Annotated in this window: 18 protein-coding genes; 7 read left to right on the top strand and 11 right to left on the bottom strand. The window is 45.2% G+C overall.

Features of this window, described 5'->3' with window-relative positions; translation table 11 throughout:
- Window positions 1-20: 20 nt before the first annotated feature.
- A complete protein-coding gene (locus K0I73_RS10230) occupies window positions 21-380 on the bottom strand; it encodes a DUF2750 domain-containing protein (RefSeq protein ID WP_220061045.1) in 360 nt (119 codons plus the stop codon).
- Between the two features lie 287 nt (window positions 381-667).
- On the opposite strand from K0I73_RS10230, the gene K0I73_RS10225 reads away from it, so the two are divergent.
- From K0I73_RS10225 to K0I73_RS10210, 4 genes are all read left to right on the top strand, one after another.
- The gene (locus K0I73_RS10225; RefSeq protein WP_220064334.1) at window positions 668-1,825 is read left to right on the top strand and encodes a lytic murein transglycosylase; all 1,158 of its coding nucleotides are present in this window, start codon (window positions 668-670) and stop codon (window positions 1,823-1,825) included.
- An 88-nt stretch (window positions 1,826-1,913) separates the two neighbouring features.
- Entirely contained in the window at window positions 1,914-2,789 is an 876-nt protein-coding gene (locus K0I73_RS10220; RefSeq protein ID WP_220061044.1) for a WYL domain-containing protein, read from the top strand.
- A gap of 74 nt (window positions 2,790-2,863) precedes the next feature.
- Complete coding sequence (locus K0I73_RS10215; RefSeq protein WP_220061043.1) at window positions 2,864-3,346, top strand: FKBP-type peptidyl-prolyl cis-trans isomerase; 483 nt, start codon at window positions 2,864-2,866, stop codon at window positions 3,344-3,346.
- 92 nt (window positions 3,347-3,438) lie between these two features.
- The gene (locus K0I73_RS10210) at window positions 3,439-3,663 is read left to right on the top strand and encodes a DUF3389 family protein (RefSeq protein WP_220061042.1); all 225 of its coding nucleotides are present in this window, start codon (window positions 3,439-3,441) and stop codon (window positions 3,661-3,663) included.
- Window positions 3,664-3,723: 60 nt separating this feature from the next.
- On the opposite strand, the gene K0I73_RS10205 is transcribed toward K0I73_RS10210, so the two are convergent.
- Window positions 3,724-4,749, bottom strand: coding sequence for a glutathione S-transferase family protein (locus tag K0I73_RS10205; RefSeq protein WP_220061041.1), 1,026 nt, complete (start codon window positions 4,747-4,749; stop codon window positions 3,724-3,726).
- 164 nt (window positions 4,750-4,913) lie between these two features.
- Between K0I73_RS10205 and K0I73_RS10200 the strand changes: the two genes are divergently transcribed.
- The 3 genes from K0I73_RS10200 (at window position 4,914) to K0I73_RS10190 (ending at window position 8,945) form a co-directional block, all read left to right on the top strand.
- A complete protein-coding gene (locus K0I73_RS10200; RefSeq protein WP_220061040.1) occupies window positions 4,914-5,585 on the top strand; it encodes an alpha/beta hydrolase in 672 nt (223 codons plus the stop codon).
- A gap of 751 nt (window positions 5,586-6,336) precedes the next feature.
- Window positions 6,337-8,043, top strand: a complete 1,707-nt coding sequence (gene ushA, locus K0I73_RS10195) for a bifunctional UDP-sugar hydrolase/5'-nucleotidase UshA (protein WP_220061039.1) — start codon at window positions 6,337-6,339, stop codon at window positions 8,041-8,043.
- A gap of 461 nt (window positions 8,044-8,504) precedes the next feature.
- On the top strand, window positions 8,505-8,945 hold the full coding sequence (locus tag K0I73_RS10190; protein ID WP_220061038.1) for an Hsp20 family protein: 441 nt from the start codon (window positions 8,505-8,507) through the stop codon (window positions 8,943-8,945).
- Between the two features lie 94 nt (window positions 8,946-9,039).
- Here the strand turns inward: K0I73_RS10190 and K0I73_RS10185 are convergent, their stop codons facing one another.
- From K0I73_RS10185 to K0I73_RS10145, 9 genes are all read right to left on the bottom strand, one after another.
- Window positions 9,040-10,065, bottom strand: coding sequence for a D-alanine--D-alanine ligase (locus K0I73_RS10185; protein WP_220061037.1), 1,026 nt, complete (start codon window positions 10,063-10,065; stop codon window positions 9,040-9,042).
- Between the two features lie 143 nt (window positions 10,066-10,208).
- A complete protein-coding gene (gene recD / locus K0I73_RS10180; protein WP_220061036.1) occupies window positions 10,209-12,146 on the bottom strand; it encodes an exodeoxyribonuclease V subunit alpha in 1,938 nt (645 codons plus the stop codon).
- Window positions 12,143-15,925, bottom strand: a complete 3,783-nt coding sequence (gene recB / locus K0I73_RS10175) for an exodeoxyribonuclease V subunit beta (RefSeq protein ID WP_220061035.1) — start codon at window positions 15,923-15,925, stop codon at window positions 12,143-12,145. The genes recD and recB overlap by 4 nt, the downstream gene beginning before the upstream one ends.
- A 1-nt stretch (window position 15,926) precedes the next feature.
- Window positions 15,927-19,493: an exodeoxyribonuclease V subunit gamma gene (gene recC / locus K0I73_RS10170; protein ID WP_220061034.1), complete on the bottom strand. Its 3,567-nt coding sequence runs from the start codon at window positions 19,491-19,493 to the stop codon at window positions 15,927-15,929.
- Between the two features lie 144 nt (window positions 19,494-19,637).
- Window positions 19,638-21,668 carry a transglutaminase TgpA family protein gene (locus K0I73_RS10165; RefSeq protein ID WP_220061033.1) on the bottom strand — a complete coding sequence of 677 codons (2,031 nt, stop codon included), beginning with the start codon at window positions 21,666-21,668 and terminating at the stop codon, window positions 19,638-19,640.
- Window positions 21,658-22,560, bottom strand: a complete 903-nt coding sequence (locus tag K0I73_RS10160) for a DUF58 domain-containing protein (RefSeq protein ID WP_258405167.1) — start codon at window positions 22,558-22,560, stop codon at window positions 21,658-21,660. The genes K0I73_RS10165 and K0I73_RS10160 overlap by 11 nt, the downstream gene beginning before the upstream one ends.
- A gap of 109 nt (window positions 22,561-22,669) precedes the next feature.
- Window positions 22,670-23,581, bottom strand: a complete 912-nt coding sequence (locus K0I73_RS10155) for an AAA family ATPase (RefSeq protein ID WP_220061031.1) — start codon at window positions 23,579-23,581, stop codon at window positions 22,670-22,672.
- Between the two features lie 357 nt (window positions 23,582-23,938).
- Entirely contained in the window at window positions 23,939-24,655 is a 717-nt protein-coding gene (locus tag K0I73_RS10150) for an EAL domain-containing protein (protein ID WP_220061030.1), read from the bottom strand.
- Between the two features lie 173 nt (window positions 24,656-24,828).
- The gene (locus K0I73_RS10145; protein WP_258405166.1) at window positions 24,829-26,763 is read right to left on the bottom strand and encodes a transglycosylase SLT domain-containing protein; all 1,935 of its coding nucleotides are present in this window, start codon (window positions 26,761-26,763) and stop codon (window positions 24,829-24,831) included.
- Window positions 26,764-26,783 lie beyond the last annotated feature (20 nt).

The following is a 26,783-nucleotide window of genomic DNA, read 5'->3' as shown; positions in this document are numbered from 1 at the left end:
TAGCGTGATATGAACAAGTGTTACTCTTGTTCGATATCGACTAAGTTCTTAGCAAGGCCGATAGGATCGATCTCTACACAGTCTTGTTCTGCAACCCAATCTACACCAACGAGCACACCGTCATCGTGAAGGTCTTTAATCCAGTACTCTAAAAGTTCCTCAAGCTTAATTGCTGCAGGTTGATAATCCTGCCACTCTTCAGTGCAATGCACTTTGGCTTTTTCTGCACTTGACCACAAAGGCATGACATCAGTTTCTTCATATTCAGAAGAATCACATACTACCCAGCCTTCGCCAGTTTCGTCTTGAAGGCCCCAAACGGCTTGGTGCTCTTTTACGTTTTCGATAAAGCGTGCTAAAACGGGATTGCTATCAGTCATGTTGGATCTCTTAGATATCTGTTAAAAACGGCACCATTATACGCCAAGCGCAACTTGCGCCAAGCGATAGTTTTATGAAAAAGCGCACTATTTAAACAGATGCTGGTAAATCTAACATGCGCAGTAATATTTCATCATAAAACGCTTAGTATAAATAGTTTCTATCGTTATGATGTGCTGGCGCGACCTTCTTTTTTTTAGGCTGTTAGTTTTTGCGGTCGTGGATCTGTTCAGCCCCCTTTATTGGAGTCCTTGCTTTGAAAAAAATCATTACCATCGCCTCGTTTATGTTCGCTTGTGGGGTTAGCGCCGCAACTCACGCCAATGAGGCTTTCGATACCTGCATTATGACCTTAAAGCAAAAGGCGGCCGACGCAGGAATTTCAGCTAAAACGATCGATCAAACATTAGGACAAGTAAAGTATGTGACTCGGGTGATCGAACTCGATAAGAAACAGCCCGAATTTAGCCAAACTTTCGATAACTACTTTAGTAAACGAGTGACAGATTGGCGTGTACAAGAGGGGCGTCGACTGCTGAAAAAACATCAGACACTCTTGTTGCAACTGCAACAGACCTATGGCGTGCCGCCACAATACTTAATGGCATTTTGGGGATTAGAAACCAATTTTGGTGGCTATAAAGGCAAGATGCCAGTGGTCGATAGCTTAACGACACTGGCATGTGATCCTAGGCGTGCCAGTTACTTTACTGGAGAGCTAATTCAAGCACTTAAGCTTAAAGAAGCGTATCAGTTTGAGACCAGTGACATGGTCGGCTCTTGGGCGGGCGCTATGGGGCACACACAGTTTATGCCATCGGCCTATGCCAAGTATGCAATTGATGGCGATGGCGATGGCAAGGCGGATCTTTGGAACAGTACAGAAGATGCATTAAGTTCGGCGGCTAATTTTTTACATCAGTTAGGTTGGGCGCGTAACGAAAGGTGGGGCCGAGAGGTCAAGTTACCTAATAACTACGATTATCAATTTTTAGGCCGAAAGGATAAACAACCTCTGGTTAAATGGGCTGAACTGGGTGTTAAAAAGGCCGATGGCAAGAGTTTGACAACGCCAGATATGCAAGCGGCGCTTTATTTGCCAGCGGGACATACTGGCCCGGCTTTTCTTGGTTATGGCAATTTTGACGTGATCATGCGCTGGAATCGATCTGAGTTTTATGCCATAGCTGTAGGTCACTTAGCCGATCGCATAAACGGCGCCGCGTCACTTGCTGTCGCCCCACCTCAGCATGACAATATCAGCCGTGACAAACTTAAGTTATTGCAAACAAAACTGAATGAAAAGGGCTTTAATGTGGGTAAACCAGATGGCGTGTTAGGTGCTAACTCTCGCGCCGGTTTACAAGCGTATCAGCGCAGTGTTGGTCTTACTGCCGATGGTTTCCCTAGTGATGAAACATTTTCGAGAATGGGTATCGATTAATTTCGGCTAGGGGAGCACTGACTCCTTTTAACTCACAATACGTACTGTTAACTTAACCTAATAATTAGACAAATAGGGTGATGGTAAGATGGATGGTTTAGATAACTTGTCCCATGCTCAGCGTCAGCGATTGGCATTTATCGATTTTAGTTTGCAATATTTGGGTCAAGTATCTCGTCAGGATCTAATTGCAAAATTTGCGACGGGCTTAGCTGCGGCAACGAGAGACTTGGCAAGCTACCGAGCGTTAGCGCCTGATAATATGCAGTTGATGCATCGTACTAAGTCTTATCATCGTAACAGTGAATTTGTACCTTTATTTAATCATGATCCAGAGGTTATTCTTCATGGCCTTGCCAATGGTTTTGGTGATGGTCTATCTCATCCCGTACAGCCAAGCGCCGTGTGTGTTGATGCCGTTCAACTTATCCATCCTAATACCGATATTATTGCTGGTATCATGCGCGCGATTCAGCACCAACAAGCTACCGTCGTGACCTACGTATCGGTATCGTCGGGGGAAACCCAGCGAGAGATTGTGCCTCATACCTTAGTGAATAATGGTCAGCGCTGGCATGTGCGCAGTTTTGATCGCACACATCAGACATTTACTGACTTTGTAGTGACACGCATTAAGTCGGTAAAACTGAGTGTCAATGAACCGTTCGACCACGAGCTAGCCAATCAAGATAATGCGTGGCAACAGCTAGTGTCGCTCGTGTTAATTCCTCACCCGTGTTTGCCTCATCCAGAAGCAATTGAACTCGATTATCAGATGTTAGATGGAAGACTAACTATACAAAGCCGCGCCGCGTTAGCTGGCTATCTGCTCAGGCAGTGGAGTGTCGATTGCTCTAAAGATCATCAAATCCGCGGTGGTGTGTGTCAACTGGCGCTTGAAAATCTCGATATCCTTTCCGAAATCGAGCACTTATCGATCGTTCCAGGGGCCAAGCCAAGATAAAGCGCTAGAGCAATCTTGTGACATTTGTTAAGCTCTGGCGAATTTAAATTTTGATGAAAGATAAAGGATACTTGATGAGTATTAAAGACGATATGGTCGTACAGTTTAACTACACTTTACGTGACGAAACTGGCGAAGTGCTCGAAACCAATGAAGGACTCGATCCTATTGCATACCTTCATGGTCATGACAATATGATGCCAGGTGTAGAAAAGGCACTTGAAGGCCACGAAGTGGGTGAAAGCTTTTCGGTTACCCTACCGCCAGAAGAAACCTATGGCGTTCGCAATGAAAATGCCGAGCAGCGTGTATCGGTTAAACATCTTCAAGGTGCTAAAGTGTGGAAAGCGGGCATGCGTGCGATAATTAGTACCGATCAAGGTCAGCGTCAAGTGACTGTGATTAAAGTCGGTAAGTTTATGGCTACCGTGGATATTAATCACCCGTTGGCTGGTCGAGAATTAACCTTTGATCTCACTATTGTTGATGCTCGTGATGCAACCGATGAAGAGATTGCTCACGGTCATGCCCATGGCGTTGGCGGTCATCATCACTAATTGATGCGGTCTCGACATTAGCCCTTCAAAGAAAACCCAGGCATTAGTTTGGGTTTTCTATTTTAAGTCTTCAGTCACATGTAAGGCGTGCTATGGTTATTACATTTTCCCAAGGCAAAATCATCATCTCGATGCATGAGATACAAGTTAAATTTAACGACCGAGGTCTATCTCTTTATGCTTTGGCAGAAGATATAAAAGTCCTGCGAGATGCATTAATGTTAGTCGCCGACGCTGGTGCTGTGCGTTGGTCATTAAAGTTAGACTCCGTCGAGCAGATTGACGAAGTCGTCGCCGAGCTAGGTATTGATAGCTAATTTCAGCCACCGCATTAGCGGTAATTATCAACTCATTCTTGCGCTTTCTTAGCTAACTTTTTAGTCGCTACTCCAAGGTGTTTCGCTTTTCACTCTATCTCGTCTATGTGGGGCTAATAGATCTAAAGTGGGGCCAAGTGGGACCACTCGAGTTGGATTGATCTGGCTGTGGCTAAAATAGTAGTGCTGTTTTATATGTTCAAAATTGACGGTTGCGGCGATATCGGGATATTGATATAGCTCTTTCATATAGCCGTAAATCGCTGGCATATCGGCAATTCTATTACGATTAGTTTTAAAATGACCGACGTAGACGGCATCGAACCTTACTAGGGTGGTAAATAGACGCCAGTCCGCTTCGGTGAGTTGATCCCCGGTTAAATAGCGCCTTGTCGATAGCAATTGCTCTAGTCTATCTAATGCAGTAAAGAGCATTTCGAAGGCTTCTTCATAGGCTTGCTGGGTCGTTGCAAAGCCAACGCGATATACACCATTGTTGATGCTTTCATATATCCAATCATTTAGCTCGTCTATCTCGCTGCGTAGTGCTAATGGATAGAAGTCGGCGACGTTGCCTGTGATCTCATTAAATTCACTATTAAACATGCGAATAATCTCAGAGGATTCATTGCTGACGATGGTATTAAGTTGCTTATCCCAAAGTACAGGTACAGTGACGCGGCCACTATAGTCTGTTTTCGCTTGTTGATAGAGTTGGTACAGATAATTGTGACCATTGAGTCTGTCGGTTTCGGCGCCGTTGATATGAAATGCATCATCGCTTTGCTTAGGTCCACTAAACTCCCACCCATTGCTTAACATGTGAGGTTCTACTACCGTGACGCCAATGTGGGCTTGCAATGATTTTAGCTCTCTGAAGATGAGTGTTCTGTGGGCCCAAGGGCAGGCTAATGAGACATAGAGATGGTAGCGACCCGATTGAGCCGAAAATTGCGGCGTGGGCGTAACCTCGCTAGGACATGATATCCAGTTGCGAAAGATGGCATCTTCTCTAATAAATTTGCCTTGGCTTTCATCGGTATCGTACCACTGATCAACCCATTTTCCGCCTTGTAATAATCCCATCTCTCGATCTCTCTGTTAACCATTTAGCTCAGTGTAAAAGTGAACTAATGAAAAGAAAAGTCCAGAAAAACAGCTTATTTATTCTATTTTATCGAAAAGTTGGGGCTAGTAATGGTTCCTGTTATCATCGTCGGCATATTTTACCCATTTAAAAGGAACTCTTGATGTCGAAGCTGCCGTTGGAGCGGATCACGATCGAACCGAAACATTCTGTTAAAGCCTGTGTCATTTGGTTACATGGATTAGGAGACTCTGGAGCGGGGTTTGCGCCTGTTGTGCCTTTACTCGGCATGGATGAGTCTTTGGCGGTTAGGTTCATCTTTCCTCACGCACCGAGTATTGCTGTCACTATCAATCAGGGATTTGCGACGCCAGCTTGGTATGACATAAAAGGTATGGATATTGATAACCGAGCTGATATGCCTGGTGTGATTAATTCAGAATGTGCGATCGCAGCCTTGATAGATGAGCAGATAGCTGCAGGGATCCCCGCTGATAAAATCGTGTTAGCGGGTTTTAGTCAAGGTGGGGTAATGAGCCTCTTTACAGGACTTAGATATCCTAAGACCTTGGCTGGGATCATGGCGCTTTCTTGCTATCTCCCGACGGGGAATAAGTTACCAAGCTCGCTTAGCGAGGCGAATAGCAACACGCCGTTATTGCAGCTGCATGGTGAGCAAGATGAAGTGGTGCCCGTGGGGGCGGGGTTATCAGCCTATGAGTTAGTTAAGCAGGCTGGTTACCCAACTCAATGGCAGACTTATATCATGGGTCACAGCGTATTGCCTGAGCAATTGAAAGATATTGGCATCTGGTTAACGCAACGCCTACGTTAGATATAGGCTAGCAAACTAAATGAGCTTAGGTTTTGTTGTCATTTCACTGTATTGAGCCTGAATCAAACTCTAGGTAAAGGATGGGATAGTTCAATGGATAAGGAATTTATCATCGTAATCCATATCTCAATGTGACGGCTTAGACAAAGCCTGTTTATGCATAGCATCTGTTAATAATAAATAGTTGATCTAAAAGGCCTAACTTAATGCGAGGCCTTTTTTGTGATCTAGTTCATATCGTTCTCTCTTGTTAGTTCGTCCACATCATCGCGATATACATTTAATTAACATCCTGTGCTCATTCAGGCGTGTTGTTCCTTTATCCACTCCTGAGGGACAAAAAATGAGGGGGAACTTGTGTGCATCATCCAATGCTGGATTAGTAAAAGTTGATTTAGTGTGAAAACTTTCTGATTTTGTGATCTATGTACGCTAGAGGTCGTTTTTTTAACGGGAGAATAGCGGGGCTATGGTTGTGGTATTCAACCTACTAAATTTAATTAGTTTTAGTTGCTGTTGGTGAATTTTAACTTGATTCGATCCTAACATCCATGTCAGCTGCCTGTTCTTAAATATGAACAATTAACTATGTAAAATGCTTTGAAATTAAACATTTACCACAACTTTGTTCATAAAAATGCCACATTTGGTCGATATTGTTTGTTATTATCGCTCAGCAGCGAGATTAAGCGGTTCGCTGGTTGAAAAATTATGATGGTTAATAAAAAAAGATAATTTAGGGGTTGATGTAATGACAAATAAGCTTATTAAAGGATTAGTTGCGACTGCAGTACTTGCAGCTCTTGCAGGTTGTAATAGCAGCGATGATGATAAAGTACCGACAACATGTGCAGAAGCTGGCGATGCTTGTACTACTTTTACGGTATTACACACTAACGATAACCATGGTCGTTTCTGGGAAAACAAAGATGGCGAATATGGTATGGCGGCTCGTAAGACGTTGATCGAACAGATCCGCGCAGAAGTAGCCGCTAACGGTGGTGAAACGCTATTGTTATCTGGTGGCGATATTAATACAGGTGTTCCAGAGTCTGATCTACAAGATGCTGTCCCTGATTTTATCGGAATGAATGATATAGGTTACGATGCAATGGCCGTTGGCAACCATGAGTTCGATAATCCATTGGCTGTATTAGATTCACAGCGTTCAATTGCTAATTTCCCAATGTTGGCGGCTAACATCTACAGAGCCGACGGTACACGCTATTTTGATGCTTACAAAGTATTTGACGTTAACGGTGTGAAAATTGCGGTTATCGGTTTAACCACTGAAGATACTGCTAAGATTGGCAATCCAGAATTTATCTCAGATCTTACATTTACCGATCCAAAAGAAGAAGCGGCAAAAGTAATTAAAGAGATTAAGGATGCTAAAGCGGCAGACCTTATCTTTGCGACTACTCATATGGGGCATTACGCTAATGGAGAGAATGGTAGCAACGCTCCTGGTGATGTCGCTTTAGCTAACGCATTGGCAAAAGGTGAATTACAAGCAGTTATTGGTGGTCACTCTCAAAACCCTGTGTGTATGGAAGGTGGCGAATACGTTGACTTCACACCTGGTGATGAATGTGCTCCAGATCAGCAAAATGGCACCTACATTATGCAAGCTCACGAATGGGGTAAGTATGTTGGCCGTGCTGATTTTGAATATTTCAATGGTGAACTTCATTTAGCAAGTTACAAACTAGTACCCGTTAACTTACTTAAGAAAGTGACCGATGCAAACGGTGAAGAAACTAAAGTACTAGCGGGCGAGGCTATTGAACCTGATGCTGCGCTTAAAGAGCTACTTTCTTACTATCAAGAGCGTGGTCAAGGCCAACTTGGTGAAGTCATTGCAAACACCGATGGTTTACTCGATGGTGAGCGTGCTAATGTTCGTAACATGCAGACTAACCTTGGCCGCTTACTTGCTGAAGCGCAGCGTTCAAAAGTGAATGCTGATGTCGGTGTGATGAACTCTGGTGGGGTGCGAGCATCAATTGAAGCAGGTGATATCTCTTACCGCGATGTACTGACTGTACAGCCATTTGGTAACATGATCACCTTAAGCACTATGACGGGTGCCGAATTGACTGAATACTTAAATGTTGTCGCTACATTTGATGTGGGAGAGTCTGGTTCTGGTGCTTATCCGCAGCTGGCGGGTATTAAAATGGATGTTGATTGTGAAGCTAAAACCGTTTCTATCAACGATATCAATGGAAAGGGCTATGCCGATGATGCGACATACACCTTCACAGTTCCAAGCTACAACGCAGCTGGTGGTGATGGCTATCCTAAGCTAAACCCAGTTCAAACTGGTTATGTTGATGCCGAAGTGCTTTATACTTACTTTAAAGATAAAGTCGATATCAAGGCTGCGGATTATGCCCCTGTTGCGGGTGACATTCAGTTCTTGAATAGTAATAGTCCATTAGCTTGTAAGCGTTAATTAGACCTTGCAGAAAAGAGCAGCCTAAAGGCTGCTTTTTTTATTTTTAAGCCGAAATAATTTACGTTGCTTGCCAGTTATTATCTATTTCAACAATGATCTTTGCTCTATACAGAGGTTATAAGGCAATCGAAATTGATGGCTGAGACTGACTCCAAGTTTATCTGCAAGAGGTTCTAAGAGATGGGATTATTTTTATTCAATATCTACAGAATCACCTAATCGCATCCAGATATCAAAAATGAAAATAATAAAATATTTAGATACAGTCTCTTGAAATCATAAAATGCTATCCACATATAGTGAGTATGGAACGCTCAATGAGGTTCCTACGTTAACCGCTAGACAGTGCCTGCGGGGCTGTAGGGTTAAGGTTTTATGTAGCGGTGCGGCGAGATGATAAATCTATCATTGAGAGCTGGCCATTTAAAATTGATATTGCTTAATTTAAGGATATACAGATGCGTAATTATGATTTAACTCCTCTATACCGAAGTGCCATTGGTTTCGATCGTTTAGCACAACTGGCCGAGCATGCGGCGTCCAATAAAGGTAATTCAGGTTATCCCCCTTATAACATCGAGCTACTAGATGAACATAGATACCGTATTACCATGGCGGTTGCAGGTTTTTCGATGCAAGAATTAGATATCACCAGCGAAGGCGATAAGCTGGTTGTTAAAGGCATCAAGGCTGAGCAAGAAAGCGAGCGTAAATACCTCTATCAAGGCATTGCAGAGCGCGGATTTGAACGTACTTTCCAGCTCGCCGATTATGTGACTGTGATTGGTGCAGATTTAGAAAACGGCTTACTCAATATTGACTTGAAACGTGAGATCCCCGAAGCGTTAAAGCCTCGGAAGATTGAGATTGGTCGTTCAAGGCTACTCGACGCCGAATAATCTGGCTTTTAATCACTGAGCTGGATATAAAAAGGGAGCCAATTGGGCTCTCTTTTTAGCACTAATATATAGCACTATCTATTAGCACAGCTGTTCAGGTTAACGATTTAGTACGATTGGCCGCGACGCCATCATTGATGGCTTCGTTCAAATACTGGCTAAAATCATCCCCATGATTAGCGAGCATCTTTGGAAACATAGAGATCGGGGTCAGTCCTGGAAAGGTATTGATCTCGTTTAGTAATATTTCACCCTCTTCAGTTAAGAAAAAATCGATGCGTGACAGATGACGTAACTTCATGCCGTCAAAAACCTTGATGGCATAGTGCTGAATTTGTGAGGCGATGGTCTCTGAAACCTCTGCAACCACCTTAGTGGTCGCCTTGCTATCGGCGGCATATTTTTCATCGAAGGTATAGAAAGTATCATTGGCGCAGATCACTTCGCCCGGCAATGTCGCGACTGTCTTTCCTTGGTATTGATACACAGCAACTTCAAGCTCTCTCGCCTTGATGGTTTTCTCTACCACAACGTAAGGCGCGTAACGAAATGCATCGGTTAAAGTGCTTTCAATTTGACTAACATCATCCACACGATAACAGCCAACTGAAGAGCCTTGTGATGCCGCCTTGATGAAAACAGAGTCCCACTGCTTAAGTGCACTGTGAGTCTGCGCGATTGCATTATCATCGAGTTGGTTGAGGAAAATATAGGGCGTATTAGGGATCCCTAGAGCCGTAAACCACATTTTCGCGGTGATCTTGTTGAAGCAGTTGCTTGAACCTTCAGAGTCGCATCCAAAGTAGGGCAAATTAATTAATTCAAAATAGGATTGAATATCGCCCGTTTCGCCCGGATAACCATGAATACAGGGAATGACATAATCCACAGGCCAAGGTGAGATGGTATTGTCTTCAAAACGGATCTCTTTACGGTTGTTCAGCTCACAGGGCTCACCGGATTTTGTGATGTATTGACCTTTTGCATCCAGTTCGACACGTAACACATTGATGTGGTCGAGTTTAGCCAATGAGGTTTCAAAATAGTTGGCTGATAAGAGTGAAATGGCGTGTTCATCACCACCACCGCCACACAAAAGTAAAAGATTTATCGGACTCATCGGGTCTCCGTTTGCTACTTAATGTCGAATCGCATGCTCACTATGCCGTGCTGATAGTTTTATGCAAGTATTGCCGCCATCGTCATCGATCGATTGCTGTTTTTATATTCGCGTATCACTTATATTTGTTGGTATTCGTTCGCCTATTGCCATAAACGTTTGGCGAGGCCAGATGCGCGTTGTGTGGCTTGCTTACACGCTTGCTCGAATACACGTTGACTGCCTAAACAGGTAAAATGTTCCTTCGCCCGAGTGATCGCGGTGTAGACCAGCTCTTTTGTTAACAATTGCCGTTGGGCGACGCTCGGCTTGAGTGGCATGACCAAGGCGACTTGGTTAAATTCACTGCCTTGGCTTTTGTGAACTGTCATAGCAAAGCAGGTATCGTGAGTGGGGAGTCTTGCTGGTAGCACTTTGAGTAGGCAGCCATCGGCTTGAACAAAATGCGCCATTAATCGCTGATGATGTTCGCTATCAGGTAAAATGACGCCAATATCGCCATTAAATAGCCCGAGATTGTAATCGTTGCTTTGTATGATAATGGGACGTCCAGCATAAAACTCACCGTGTGGCGTGATGAGTTTGGCATCAGACAATGCCTGAGTTACCGAGGCATTTATGCCATCTACGCCATATTCACCTGCACGCATAGCGCATAAAATTCGGTATTGGTTAAAGCGTTCAATGATCTCAACTGGTGAATGCTGGCTGTCGATGATTGCACTCAGATAATGTCGATATTGCTCAACAGTGAGAGTTAGTAGCTCATTCAGGCCAAGATTAGTTTGCGTCGTTGGTTGATGTTCAATCCATAACAGCTCTTGATAACCGCGTTGCCAAACCTGTTTTATTTGGCCGAGATCACTGCCATTGACCGCCGCGGCAAGCAATCCAATACCCGCATCGCCCTTAAATCTATGACTGTGCATCAGCATGGCTAAGCTATCGCCAAGTTTGGGCTGTGATGAGATGAACGGGCTTAAATCGGTCGTGGTCAGCTTACTCAGCTGCATGGCCTTATCGCTAGAGTAACGCATGGTCCATTTGGCATTATTGGCTGGCTGCTCAGCCTCAACTTTTAAGCCTGCACAGATATCGGCCAATACCGCGCCCGCTTCTACCGAGGCAAGCTGATCCTGATCGCCTAGCAATATCAGTCGTGCGTGGGCGGGCAGGGCGTCGAGTAACTTGTACATCATAGGCAGATCGACCATAGAGGCTTCATCCACCACCAACAAATCTAGCCTTAAAGGATTGTCGCTATGGTGCCTGAAACGATGAGAGTTGGGGATCACTCCCAGTAATCGGTGAAGTGTCGATGCTTCTTCCGGGACAAGGGCGAGTTTATCGAGATCCACGATATCTGCATATGGCGCTAATTCATTAACCAGTCGCGCCTTCGAGGCTTTGATCGATTCACTTAATCTGGCTGCGGCCTTGCCCGTTGGCGCGACTAAGCGGATCGTCATTGGGCTTTGCTGACACAAAAGCAACAAGAGTTTGGTGACGGTTGTCGTTTTACCTGTGCCAGGACCACCTGTGATCACCGCCAGTTTTTGCGTCAGTGCCGTTGCGGTGGCGATCTTCTGCCAATCATATTGCATATCGTTGTCAGGAAAGAGACTGCTTAGCATGTGAGTCGATGACTCAATATCATTTAATTCAATGACTTGTGACAGTGTGTTAAGCTTTTCTCCCACCTTAGATTCAAATTGATAATAACGCTGTAAATAGAGCAATGAACCATCGAGGATTAAGGGTTTATCCAGCTGTGTTGGTGCTAAACCGACCGCATCTGATGCGGTTAAGGTGTCAATAATCGCCTGCAGCGGAGCCGTGATGCTGCATTGTGGGTGCTGCTCACTCAGCGGGTTGGCTAAATTAATCTGCTCTAGGGGCAAACAGGTGTGTTGCAAAGACAACTGGCGACTCAGTAGGGCGCAGATAAGCGTAAACAGCGGCGTACTCTGCGGATGTAGGCTGGTCATCTGCAGTGCAAAATGGCGATCAAGCGGTGTTAATATACGCAGTGCTTGCCACTCTTTTAATAGGTCGCCTAATGGCTTGTGAAGCTCGATCATAGGTCTAGCTCCGTTTGTTGAGGTATTGACTGATTAGCGGGGGCATCAGTGGCTTCATCTTTTACCAAAGGAGTTGCGGCCTGAGGTTGCTTTAACAGTTGATCGAGTCGTTCGATTAACGCTTTGGGCGGCTTGTCGTAAAACACGCCGCAGCTTGGCGCCTGGGCTGACATACCGCGTAGAAATAGGTAATAGCAACCGCCTATATGGCTATCATAGTCGTAGCGAGGCAAACGCACGCTTAAATAGCGATGGAGCGCGAGGGTGTAGATAATGTACTGCAAGTCGTATCTATGGCTAGTGATCGCGTGTTGCATCTGAGGTCGTTGATAACAACTAACATCGTCGCCTAAATGATTAGATTTATAATCGGCGATAAAAAACTGGCCATTATGCTCGAAGGTTAAATCGATAAAGCCTTTTAACATCCCTTGTAAGGTGTCAAATGATAGTGACATCTTGTAGCCATACTCTGCTAGCAGTTGATTAAGTGCATGCGCCTGGAGTGTTGAAATGGGCAGATAAAACTCCATTTCCACCATGGTATGTTTAGGTGATAACTGGCTAAGTGATAACTCATGTGCCGAGCGATTATGTTCTGCGCTAGGATGTCCGGCGTTAGAATGTTGATCATGACAGGTAAGCGGTGCGCGTAGCAGATCGAGATACCATTGCTGCAAAATATCCTGCCAGCTGCTGTCGATGCCATATTTTTCCATCGCAGTTGGCAGTTGCTCGCTGAGATCCTGCTCGGCCTTGGTAAAATCGATAAGCTCTAATACCAAATGCATAAAGCTACCGGCATTGGCCCCGCGCTCAAAGGTAAAGCGAGAAGCTTGTAGCTCCCTGTCATCGTCGATCATTTCCAGCGCGGCAAATGCTTCATCGTCACTGCCGGGGGACACTCGCTCATGGGGCATATCTTTAACCAGACCAGAGTAACTGCCAACGCGCCAAGGCGTGGAGAGTGTGCGTTGCAAGGGTTTAGGCGCTAGGATTTGGCTGTCACTAACGACTTGCGGCAATGGTGTCGCATCGGCGATAGATTCAATCAAATTGACGCTAATCGCCTGACTTTTCAGCTTTTGAGCTTTAGTTTCAATATCACCAATCTCACAGTTAGCGTCCTCAATCCCCAGCAGATAACCTATGGCGGTCTCATGTAGCTGACTGGTAATGCCCGCTTTTTTAGTAAAACGACTATGGTTAGCGATATAGAGATAACAGGCCAGTACAGGACGGGTCAGGGCTACGTATAGTAGACGCAGATCTTCTGCTAAATTTTCACGTTTACTAAGTGACCAACCGTCATCGGTTTGTTCAATATCCCATATTAATTCGTTGTCTTGGTGATACAGCATAGGGGCGGGTCTTCGGCGATTATCCCGAGCTAAACTGACAAAAGGAACGAAACAAACTGGGTACTCAAGCCCTTTACTCTTATGGATAGTGACGATTTGTACCAAGTTTTGTTCGCTTTCAAGCCTAAGCTGCGCTTCCTCTGTGCTGTGACTTTCGAGTAAGGCTTGTTGATACCAATTGAGCAGGGCGTTAATACCATCTAGCTCGGTGGCCTTTTGTTGTAGTAGTTCTCCCAAGTGCCTAAAATCTGTCAACCGTCGTTGACCCTCTTCAGTCGTTAACAAACGCTCAATCAGGTGGGTGTCTCTAGCCATCGCGAGCAGACACGGCATTACGCCGCGGCGTTGCCATATTTGATGCAACTCATAAAACTGCTCTAGCAGGGTTTGGCGACTCTCTTCTTGGTGATTAAATTGATGGATCTCTGCGGCGTCAAAGCCAAGTAATTGAGTGGCTAATGCACTGCGCAGCGCCCGCTCATCTTTTGGATTTGCAATGGCGATGAGTACGAGCGCCAATTCACGGGCTTCTAGCGTGCTAAACACACTATCTCGGCTAAGAAAAACCGCCCCAATTTGGCGTTCGCTCAGTGCGGTTTTAATATAAGCCGCTTCATTTCTGTCTCTCACCAATACCGCAATATCTTTAGCTTTTAGTGGCTTATCACCTTTAATGCTGTCACTTTTAAAGCACTTACCATTTTGTGCTTCGATCAATAGTCGCGCAATTTCGTTACAGGCATCTTCAGCTAGCGATTTTCTTGCCGTCGCTTTATTTAATCCTTTTTCGGGATCTTCACTAAGGAGTTTGATGCGCAGTGCACTATTATTTTCCGTTGCTTCGATTAAGCGCTTCTCATCGGCAAATGGTGACGGTGCCACATGCTCAAATGGAATAGACTCACTGATAAAAGGGTCTTGATGCTGGCTAAATAGCTGATTGACACCCTCAACCATATGACGACTAGAGCGGAAATTAGTATCGAGACTGTAATGGTGCTCGGTGTTAACGCGGGCATCGATATAGGTATGAATATCGGCGCCCCTAAAGGCATAAATGGCCTGTTTAGGATCGCCAATCATCAAAAGGCTTTGAGCGCCATCAGAAGGTGACGACAGTGTCGTTTGATAGATACTACTAAATATTTGATATTGAAGTGGATCAGTGTCCTGAAACTCATCGATGAGTGCAATAGGAAAGCGCTTTGCAATCGTCGCGGCTAAGGTTTGGCTGTGAGCGGCTATATTGGCTTGCGTTTCAGTTACCGCTTCATCACTAGCGGTTTGCTCACTTGTGCTTGGATTAATGCCTTGAGCATTAAGATGCGGCGATGCCGTCAGCGCACCAGCGAGGGTGATTAACAGATCATCCGGTGTGAGCAGGTTTCGCTCCGTTTTCTGCTGCGCAAAACGATGGAATATTCCCTTACGCGCCGCAAATAGAAAGCTAGGTACAAATTGCTTAATCAATTGATGTAAGTTTTCAATGTGCGCGAGTAATGGCGCCCGCTCAGGCGTTGGGTTCTCCCCGCCTTTATTCAGCTTTAGGTTATTGAGAGACAGGGCATCTAACACCTTGAGATCGGGCAGTGATTGGCTAAACCTAGCCCAGTTGTCCATCGCCTCAAGCATGATTGCGAGCTTGGGGTAACCCTGATCTTTCTTACCAAATCGAGTGCCATTGAGAGGGAGCTGATGCAAAAGTTGCTCTATGTTATCCCTCTCTCTTGGCCAGATCAGTTTAAGTCGATTTAAGCTCTGAGTTAACGCGGCAGACAGGGCACCAAATTCACTCGGCTCAGGGCTGGCTTTGGCTTGGCTGGCTCCCAATAACGGACGTAGTTGCTGAGCCAATGCATCGGGATCGCTAAACTTTGTTTGAATGATCTGTGCTAAATAGGGCGGCAATGGATAGCAGGTCTCACGCCAAAAGTCCCTAACGGCATGATGTAAAAACTCGCTGTCATCTAAGGTGAACTCTGATTCAAATAGCAACGCAGATTCGAACGCCATATCGGCGAGGATCCGTTGGCAGAAACCATGGATAGTAAAAATAGCCGCTTCATCGAGTGACTTGAGCGCTAAATCTAAGCGTTTACGTGCCAGTGGTAGGGCGTCTTCTGCCGTCTGTTGATAAAGTTGCTCAATCAGATCATCGTTGACTCGCATACCGATAAAGCGACGATAGGCGAGTTGAATTTTCTTGCGGATCCTGTCCCGTAACTCTCCCGTTGCAGCGTTGGTGAAGGTCACCACCAAGATCTGTTCGCAGCGAAGCGGCTCAGGGATCCCGTGACCTAGCAGCAAGCGTATATAGAGCCCAGCAATGGTATAAGTTTTTCCTGTGCCTGCGCTGGCTTCAATTAAACGTGAGCCGGTAAATGGCAGGGTTAAGGTATTGAGTTTTTCGCTGGCCATATTAGCGCCCCTCCACGAAATCGCTTAATTCAGCTAAAGGCGCCTTGTGATAGAGGCTAAGTAAGGGAGAAAGCAAAGTCTGTGCAAGTAAGCCAAACCGTGACTCGCTAAAATCGTCGGGGAAACGATACAAACGCTGGTAATGGGGCTCGAGTCCTTCGCCTATCTCGCCTTGTTCATCTAGCCACTGCTTCTTCGCTTCGATGAGCTTATCTTCATGGCTACCCTCTGCTTCGACATAGGCCATGGCCGTGCGGGGAATAAACATCAGTGGTTGGCTCTGTCCTTGATAAAAATAATCAGTCCAAACCGTTAGCTGGTTGACGGCTTGTTCTGCGGTGATGGGGGCAAAAGCATGGAAGTGACCTATATCTAACAGATAACTTGGTTGGGTACCGATAAAGCCGTGTTCACTGGTGATAGTTTTGTCTTCTTGCATGGCAGATAGACACAGGTGTCGCAGATAAACCCGGATCAGATCGCGAGCATTAGCGGTACCCGGGCGATAATTCATCAAACCTTTAGCCGAAATGGCATCGATGCGCCCGACAACTCGGCTTTCTTGCCGATCATCAAGCCTAATATTGACCTCAATCGAATGCGTTTGCTCGCCCTTAAGGTAGTTCGCTCTGCCAATAAGCGGCTTGATATCGTGTAGATATTGATTAAGCAGCAGATCATCGAAGGGGCTAAGCGGCAGTTGACCCGCCAATTTGAGCTTATGTAGCAGAATTTCATCGGGCGTGTCTTCACCTGCTTTAATTGCGTCATCGATGAGTGATGCTTGCAGTTGATAACGGGACAGTGGATTAAGGCTAAATGGCTCATCATTATCATCGGCCTGAATGTTTAGCCCTAGATCGAGTTTTAACGTGCGGTTAAAAAAGAACTGCGCAGGATTTCTAAAAAAGCGGATCAGTGCCGATAACTCGAGTTCATGATCTGTTGAGTCTCGATCGATAGATAATGGATCAACAATAAAGGCTTGATGGATAAACGGGGTCCTTGGGCTAGCGCTAGCGTTTTTGGGTAATGTTGAGGTGTCAATCGATACAGGGCACCACTGTGGATTATAACTTTGCGTTAATCTTTGGCTGTCGTTTGCACCGTCTGATGAGGTTATAGATGATTGATATAGGCGCTCATCGAACGGTTGCAATGGCTGCTCGCACACGAGCTGGTTAAAAATTGCTTTTTCAATTTTTTCAATTTGCTCAATTGGTGCAAGATCTTGGTTCTCTGACGTGGGGGCATCAATGAGCGCCTGTGGTACGTAGCACAGCTGACAATATTCGATGAGCTCCGACACCAGCATTGAGGGAATACGCTCGCTATTATCGCGCTCGCTATGACCAATGTAACTGATATAAAGTTGATCTCTGGCCGACAATAGGGCTTCAAGAAAGAGATATCTGTCATCTAGCCTGCGGGAGCGGTCACCTTTGCGTGGGCTAAATTGCGCGACTAAGTCAAATCCTACGGGGTGCTGAACTCGTGGATAGACACCATCGTTCATTCCGAGCAAACAGACCACCTTGAAGGGGATTGAACGCATTGGCATCAAGGTACAAAAATTAACGCTACCGGCAAGATAGCGCTGTCCTACACGAGATTCAGATAAGTGACTAACAAACCAATTTTGTAAGACCTTGATCGTTAATTCACTGCTGTATTTCGCTTGTGCTAACTCTTCATTGAGGCGTGAAATGGCGCCGCGGATCTCTTGAACTTGTGTGAGTTCCTCATCATCACAGCTGTAAAACTCATCCACTAGGTCTTGTAATTGAGCGGTTCGGATATCGAGTGGACAGTCGTGGTGAAGGGCGTTAGAAAACCCATCTATCGCTTCAATAAAGTTGAGCAGTTTACCTAGTGCTTGCGCGGCTTGGCCTTCGATACCGTCTAGGGCTAGGTTTTCTTGATAGATGGCAGATTGATCGCTAAAACTGTAACCGAGAATTAAACGCTTGATCCCAAATGCCCAGGAATTTTGCTCAAATGGCGGTAACTGCTGAGCGCGTCGACCTTCGGCGTCTCGGCCCCAACGCACTCCCGCTTGATCTAGCCATTGCCTGATAATGGCGAACTCGTCATCGCTAAGCTCAAACCGACGCAGCACCGCGGGTACTTCAAGGATGCTTAAGATCTCAGTCAGCGCAAAGCGACTTTGATTAATGGTTAACAGGGTGAGAAAGCTGCTAATTAACGGTGACTCTTGGGCTGCGCCGCGATCGGCAATGGCGTAGGGGATGTAATGGGCGCCTGTTTTTGCGGCAAATACCGCATCGATATAAGGTGCGTAGGCAGCTACATCGGGCATCATGACGACAATGTCTCGCGGGGCAATATCATTAGCCGATTGCGACAGTAGGGCTAATAGATGATCGTGTAGGGTTTCTATTTCACGTAGTGGACTATGACAGCTTTTTAACGTAATCGAGTCATCGTTTGGTAAGAGTACGCGCCTGTCATCAAGGCTTAAATATAAATCAGCGTCGGGTCCTAGGCTTTCACCGCGGGTGCAGAGTTCTAAAATGTCGTGTTGTACGCCATGCAATAATGTCTCAGTGCCTGGATCAAGATAACACTCGAAATTAAAATTGGTGTCCTCTTCGGGCAACTCTAAAATCAGATCGAGTAGTTCACGACCCATCTTACCATTGTTAGCTAGCAGCGGATTGCCCACCTCCAGCTTATCTTCCCAGTCCATAGATAGTTGCTGCTTGTCGGCATATTGCAGGGCCATTCTGGCGCGAAGTCGCGGATCGACTATATCACCCCAGTAGTGCTGACAAGGACTAAGATTTAGCATGATCACATCGATACGTTTCGCTAAAAAATAGAGCACTTGCAGGGTTTGTGGTGCCATAGATGAGATGCCAAAGACAAATAGCCGCTTAGGTAATCCATCTAGGGAGCAATTAGGATCTTGCAAGGTATCAAATAGTGCTTGGTGCAGGTTGGCCCTGTGGTAGGTGCTCTGAGCTAATTGCTGATCATTGTAGTGGATAAGCGCTCGCCAAAGCACAGGTTGCCACGCTTGTGCCTCTGCTAGTTTGTCATTATTCGGGGGCAGTAAGGGCTCATTGGCTTCCCATGCCTGGATCCAGTCAGGGCGGTACACTAAATATTGGTCGAAGATATCTGCTATCTGGCCGCAAAGTTGGAATAGCTTTAAAGAGTGAGTCGCTTGGCTATCGTCAATAATCGGGTCATCATTAAGATAATGTGCCAAAGGGGCGAATATGGGATCATTAATGAGGCTAGGCAGCAGCTCCATCAGTTTCCATGTCATCGCAGGTTTTGTATAGGCATTCTCTTTTGGGACATTGGGCAGCAAGGTATGGCAGAGTTGCCAGATAAAACTCGATGGGAGTGGAAATTCCAGTGCTGCTGCAATTTGATTATGTTGTGCGATAGCTAAGCGAAGCCAAGTTGACATTCCTGGGCTTTGCACCAAAATCTGCTCACTCTCGAGTAATGAAGCGGTAGATAGCGGGGATTTGAGTTCCTCGGCCAATAGCGCTGCTAGAGACTCCATGCGATTAGATTGAACCAAGTAAAGCATACTTTGCCTATTCCCTATTCGGCCAGTTAGCGGTTAATGCAAAGGGCCAATTATTTATCCATCTATTCTAGGGGATTGGCGTTTGATGTCTATTGAAACTCTTGGAAATTTTATCAATATTGAAAGAGTTAGATTGAAAAAAAATCAAACATTTTTAGTTTGGCCGTTGAGTTTTAAAATTGCGATGCGCAGCTGTGTTAGTCGATGCTTGAACTGATGAATCAGTCGTTTTTGATTATCAGCGTCCAGCGGTTTGTATTTTAGGCTGATGTAACAGTCGATAAACTGGCTTAACGGTTGTTGCAGTTGAGGGTAAGCCTTTATGACTCTCTGGCTATATTCTTGCGGTGACTCTTTGGTATATCGGGCTAATCCCTTTTTGGATAGCATAGTACTTATTTGTTCAAAGCCCGCGATCACTCTATCTTGCTGACGAGTAAATTGTAATAGTCCCACACTGTAGCCGATGGCTAGGCCTATGACGCCCATCGCACAGATCACAAAGATGGCGATTTTTGTTGGTGTTATATCGCCTAGCAACTGTTTTAGCAGGCGTTCTTGTTTATCATTATCAAAGCCTAGTACCCATTTGCTCCAGTAATAATCGATGCTGGCTAAGGAGTGTCTTAGGTTATTGAGCAGCGGATATTGTCGTAGGCGTAAACTGCTAAAGGGGTTGTTGATCAGATAGCTTTGCGTTGGATTGAAAACAGCATCAAATCCATCATCGATCCTCTCTGGAGCGATCATCGCGGTTGGGTCGAATCGCACCCAGCCTTGGCCTTCGAGCCACACCTCGACCCAAGCGTGAGCCATATATTGGTAGACACTCATATAACCAGCACTTTGGTTCCATTCACCTCCTTGATAGCCAGTGACTAACCTAGCGGGTAAGCCTGTTTTACGCGCCATAAAAGCGAAGGCACTGGCGTAGTGAACACAAAAACCTGCTTTATTCTCAAACAAAAAATCGTCAAGTTGCTGTGGCCCGACGGCTGGTGGACTCAAGGTATAATAGTAGGGTGAGGTATTAAAGTAGCTCATCATGGCATTAAGACGCTCTCGAGCTTTGGGGTATTCTTGCTTAAATTCAAGCGCTAACTGAGTGGTTTTAGGATTACTGTTCTCGGGCAGTAGTAAATTGCGTTTTTTATTGTCATCACTCAGGCTTTTATCGAGTATCGCATCAGGATAGCTGCTAATCGAATATTGATATTTTTGGTCGAGGGAACTGATAGCGTATAGCCGTCCATCGGGTAGGTTGATCACATCGTTTGCGCTGCTATAGGCCACATCCAAACCAAATAACCAATGCTGGTAACTCGGTTCGCTAATGATGTCATAGTTTATCGCGGTGCCTTGAGGCGCTTGGCGATAGTTCCCACGGCGATTTTGCGCCTCTATTTTTTTAATTTGTTCGGATTGGGTCCACTTTTTACCATCATAGTTTTCCATCACTAATGCGCGCCAATAGAGCTGATTATTGGTAGGTGATTGATTGTTAAAACTAACGCGAAACGCAAGTGCTGCCGATCTTGTCAGTTTACCGATATCGCCAAATGAAACCTCATCGGACAAGCCTGTTTGGGCGTTGTTGGCCTTAGGCACTAACCAGAGTGGTGGCAGTCTCGGCAATACGATGAACAGCAATAGCGCCAGTGGCACACTTTGTAGCATCAGCTTGCCGCCAAGCTTAGCGGTGTTGCTGAGCTTATTATCGCTATTATATAGACTGACAAGAACACACAAGTTGATGGTTGCCACTAAGGTTAATTGCAACGTGAACCAGAGACTTTGTTTTTCGATAAACGTCATTGCGATAACAAAAAAGCCAACAATCACCACAGCACGAACATCACGGCGATTTCTCATCTCGATATATTTAAGCGCGTAGCCCAATATCAACAGGTTAACTAAGCCATTTAACATGCCGATCTGTGATGTCACTAGGGCGAGTGTGGTTGCTGAAGCTATCGCCAAGATAGTCACTAAGTATCGTGGCGGCCTAGCGACTTTCCCTGTAAAAATGCCGACTCGCCACAATAGACAGATCCCACAAATCGCCATGCTCCATGGGGTCATCTTATCGTACAACGGCAGCAGTACAGCAAGATTGACGATAAGTAGCCAGAGTAGGGTATGACGGCTAATGATCTCCTGTTCTTTATCCGTCATGGCTATCTCCTAAGTGTTCAGGGTAGATAGCAATCGCCTTTAAGCATGCCACTCGATGTGCCGCTCCGGCCGATGGTGCGATGGTTTTGCTTGGTAATATTACCCCGAAGACCCGTTCTTGCTGAGACAATTGATCGACCATCCAGGTTAACTCACTCAGCTGTTGTTCGATGTCGTGGTTTATTGGATCGAAAACGAGCCATTGGGGGGCACTGAGAGGCTGTTCAAACTCTTTGGTCAACATGCCGCGCCCTTGAGCTAATTGTTTCCATGCAATCTGATTTAGTGATTCACCCGTGACATAGGGTTTTAGGCTTTTGAACTCTTCTACGCCGATAATAGTTTTACCGTGTCGTTGTGACTCTTCTGCTGAATGAGTATGGTGCTGAGTTAACCTGTTCTCTGACGGTTTAGGTTTAGCAAACACGATTTGGCTATTATCTAAATCAACATTTGACCATGCTCGGCACAGGCCGAGGGGATAACGAGATTCGACCCTAATTCGACCTGGATTCACTAAGCCACGCTGTGTGTTGGCAAAAGGCAGCAACGCTGTTTGTTTTTGATCATCAAGATGGTCAATGGTTTGGATCGGGTTTGCCGGGTAATTGAGAGTCACTTTATGCTGAACTTGCGTCGCACTAAGCACTATAGGGTAGATAACACTTTGCCCCGCATAGACGTTAGGTCCAGCCTTAGCTTGGAGTGTCATTCCTGCTAAGTTGCGGTAGCTGTAGATAATACAGGTATTAAAAATACTCAAGAGTAATATGCTGAGGCCAATCACTAGATTATTTTGATAATTAGTACCAAACAGAAATAGCAGTACGACTAACAATAACCAGAATAAACCAAAACCTGAGGGTAAGATAAAGATGCTTTTATGGGCCAAAGTAACGCTGCGCTGTGCGGGCAGTCGTCTTGACAGCCAATTGAGCCACCATTTACGTATGGGGCTTATTAATATTGGTTTGGTGTTCTCTGTATGGGCAGGCATAGGCTCACAAGATCGGATTGATATTGCTGAGTAGCTTCAGGGATAGTGCTTCGCCCTGTTGCTGGCTAGTGCGGCGTAATCTGTGCTCAGCAACGGCAGTAAATACCGCTTGGACATCATCAGGAACAATATAATTTCTGCCATCAAGATAGGCCCAAGCCTTGGCTGCATTTAATAGCGCCTTACTGGCACGTGGTGATAGTCCGTAACCTTCATTTAGCTGTCTCGAACCTGCAATTAACGCCAAGATATAGTGTAGTAGCGCATCCGATGCTTTAACCTCTGTCACCTCCTGTTGCAATCTCTGCAGGGTTATCGGATCTAAACATTGGGGTAGCTGATGGGTTTGTGGCGAGAGATCTTGCCCTTTAAGCATGGCTAATTCCGCATCGGCATCTGGATAACCTATAGATAAACGCATCATAAAACGATCCAATTGTGACTCGGGAAGCGGGTAGGTTCCCGATTGCTCACTGGGGTTTTGGGTAGCGATCACGAAAAACGGACTCGGTAGGGTATGGGTTATGCCATCGACAGTGATCTGATGTTCGGCCATGGCTTCGAGCAATGCGCTCTGGGTTTTAGGGCTAGCGCGGTTAATTTCATCGGCTAATATCATCTGTTTAAAGATGGGACCGGGATGAAAAACAAATTGGGATTGCTCTTTATCGAAGATGGACACCCCAAGAATGTCAGCGGGTAACATGTCGCTGGTAAACTGTATTCGTTGATGACTGAGTCCAAGGCTTTGAGCCAATGCTTGAGACAAGCTGGTTTTACCCATGCCGGGTAAATCCTCAATGAGTAGATGTCCTTTGGCTAGGATGCAGGTGAGTGCCAATTTAATTTGTTGAGGCTTGCCAAGTAATACTCGATCGAGCTGAGTTAATAGCGTTGAAATGGTTGAATCAGACATGAAACTCCTTCTAACACCGACATCGTTGCCTTGAATGATGAACGAAAGCTAAGTTCTATAACCTGCACTCGGGATTATAAACGTATCTCAAACAGCCCTGTATTCCGCAAACTGCGTTGTATTCACTTGCAATAGTCGGGCTATTGACGCGTCAATACGCCTTGTTAGCAAAACAAATGACAAGTTGGAGATGAAATAAGCGTAAAACGGCTAATTTATCTCGCGTTATCTCATCTCTTAACCCGAGTTCTGGTTAAATAAACCACAAGCACTCTAGAATCTTTTATTGAAATTAACTATGGGGTAAATGTAATCGCTTGGCTAGTTTTTTTACTTGGGACCTGAGTTATGAGTCGGTCATTTTTCTGCCAGTAGTGTCGCCAGCGATAGGCGAGCTGGTGGGGTGATAAATTGGGGGCGATATAGGAAGCCTTGTACTAAGTCGACGCCTAACTGCCTTGCTGTTAATAACATTTCATGACACTCAATGCCTTCTAATACCGATATTTTATTTGATGATTGCCCAAATTGAACTAAAGCATTGAGCAAGCTCTTTTGCTTAGACTCGGCAATCTTAGCTAGCCAGCTCATATCAAACTTTAAACAGTCCACTTGAGTCATCAGTGACAGTGACAACATCGCATGCGATGCACCAATATCGTCTAGCGCAACATTGATTTTTGCATCTTGTAAATGAGTCGCGAGCGCTAATGAACGTTTAGCATCATTAACACAGGTATTTTCGATTATCTCGACTGTGACCTTAGGGTGTGTACTCAGTAGGTCGATAAAGTGACTCATTCGAGTTAAGTTAATCGCATGAGGATCGAGATTGATAAATAGGGGCACTCGCTTAGGGGCGTTTCTTAGTTGGAGATGTTTTGCTGCAAATTCGATCTGACTCAATTGGGGCAGGTGGTGATGTAACTGGTCAAAGACCAAATTAGGCGCAATGGCTATGCCGTTTTTGTTATAAAAACGTGATAGCGCCTCATAAGCAAAAATATCACCCGTTTGAACATCGACTAAGGGTTGGTATTCACAGCCTAGATATAATTGGGAAATATTTATCATTGAAGTAGTAATAATTTGTTGCAAATGATAATTATTCACAATATTGGTCGAATGTCCAAGCCTGTTCTCTGTTACACCACTGTTTGTTGTTAAATTAAGCAAGATCAATTGTCAGCTAGGTATAGATGACGCCCTCTAATTTAATTTGCTTTCATCTTGGATTTAAACAAGGGTCAATATTTAAATGACAGTTCCTCTTTTGAGAATAATTGAGCGGGCTTGTTCTGCTTTATTTGATATATCACTCTGTAACTCAACACGGCTTGCACATATTCACGGGTTTCAGTGAAGGGAATGGACTCGATAAACGCCATCACATCTAGCTGTCCATTACTCTGTTTTAGCCAGCGGCTGACTCTGTGTGGCCCAGCGTTATAGGCAGCGGTTGCTAACACGCGATTATTATCAAAGCGCTCGAGCAGGCTGGCGTAGTAGCGACTGCCTAATTGCGTGTTGATGTCTATATCGTACAGGCTCTTTTGATTTCGATACTTGATACCGCTTTTCTTGGCTATCTCTTTTGCTGTCGCTGGCATCAATTGCATCAGGCCTCGTGCGCCAACTCCTGAAGTGGCGTAGGGATAGAAAGCGGACTCACGCCTAGCGATGGCTCTAATCTCATCAATATCGACACCTGCTTGTTTGCTCGCGCGATTAAAGGCGTCATTGGCGGCTTGAGGAAAGCGTAGATCCATATCGGTCCAAAGCTGTCCCTGTATACTGGCTTGCACCGCTAAATCGTGCCATCGGTTTTGCTGTGCAAGCAGGGCATACTGGGCTCGCATCGCTTTATTGTGTCTATTTAGCAGTAACACCCATTCGGCTCTCGCATCGATCTGTTTATCGATAGCCAGTAGTTCGACCACACGCGCAAGACCGAGATCCTTGTTAAGTGCTGGTGTTAGCATCGTATCAAGAGCGGTATTTTGATGTTGTAATTGAAAATCTTGCATCAAAAGATTAGCCGCCGTAAATCCATAAAAGTTACGTTGCTGCGCTAATTTATCGAGTATTTCTTGCTGGTCAGTTTGTGCGATTTGGCTTTGGGATAACCAATATTGCCAACGAGCCTTGGCCTGCTTCTCTTTGGTGAGTAATGGCAGTAGGCTATTTAATGTCTGTTGATCATTCTCTCTAATTGCCCAGCGTAGACGGAGCTCTTTTAGATCGTCGCTGTCAATTGATGGTAGGCGTTGATCAATAAAGCCTTTTAACCTGGCTTCTTGGCGGACAAGTGCTTTCCTGATGAAAAATCGACTGAGTTTTGCGCCTTGATAGTCATTAAAACGATGCGCTTTTTCATAGCTTAAAAATAAGGTTATCGCTTTGTCGAGATCCTTTCTCGCTAACCGTCGTAATCCAGCGTCCACAATATCTGCATAGATAGGGGCTTTGGCCATATATTGCTTGCTATGTCTTAGGCTGCGTGGATCTTTATAAACCGCTAACAGTCGCTGAGCTTCAGTTTTATGGGGTGTGGTTTTGCTCGCTAAATAGCGGAGTAAACTAAATTCGCTCGCATTAAAGGCGAGCAGCATTCGCGACCAAAGGAGCTCTTGGGTTCGGTGACCTGATTTTTCCCATGCTTTGAACAGTGGGTCGCACTCTTTTGGTCGAGAGCGGCCATATAACCAGAGTTTCTCCGCACCGTTATAAGCCATCTCTGCTTGATTCTGTGCCAATTGAGCGCGGTAATAAAAGCATTGCAAAGCCGTATTATTGGGAAGATCTGGACTGATTTTGAGAAAATCTTGCCAGCGCTTTGCTTGGCCTGCATTAACGAGATAACGATAGCGTGCACTTTGATAGAGAGGAGTATCCTTAAAGCCTTCAATCGCAGCGAATGCTTTTGTACCTGGATAGCCGAGGATATTGTCCATATCGGCATGGAAATCAAGATAGGGAGTTAAAGGATATCCATCAAGCTTTTGCCTTAACAGCTTGAAGTGACTTAAGTCGTTTTGCGTTAGCGCCTCTCTCGCTTCTAAGTATTTTTGCTGTAAGTCAGTTAACTGGGAGGCAGAAACTTGACCCACTAACAGCGACGCCAATGTTATCGTTAGGTAACATAATCGATGATTAATACTGTGGCGTAAACTCTTAAGCACGAATTAACTTCCTTTTTATA

The sequence above is a fragment of the Shewanella mesophila genome (assembly GCF_019457515.1).
Lineage (GTDB): Bacteria > Pseudomonadota > Gammaproteobacteria > Enterobacterales > Shewanellaceae > Shewanella > Shewanella mesophila.
Note: the sequence above shows the minus strand (reverse complement) of the source record. Positions and strands in the feature narration are given on the sequence as shown.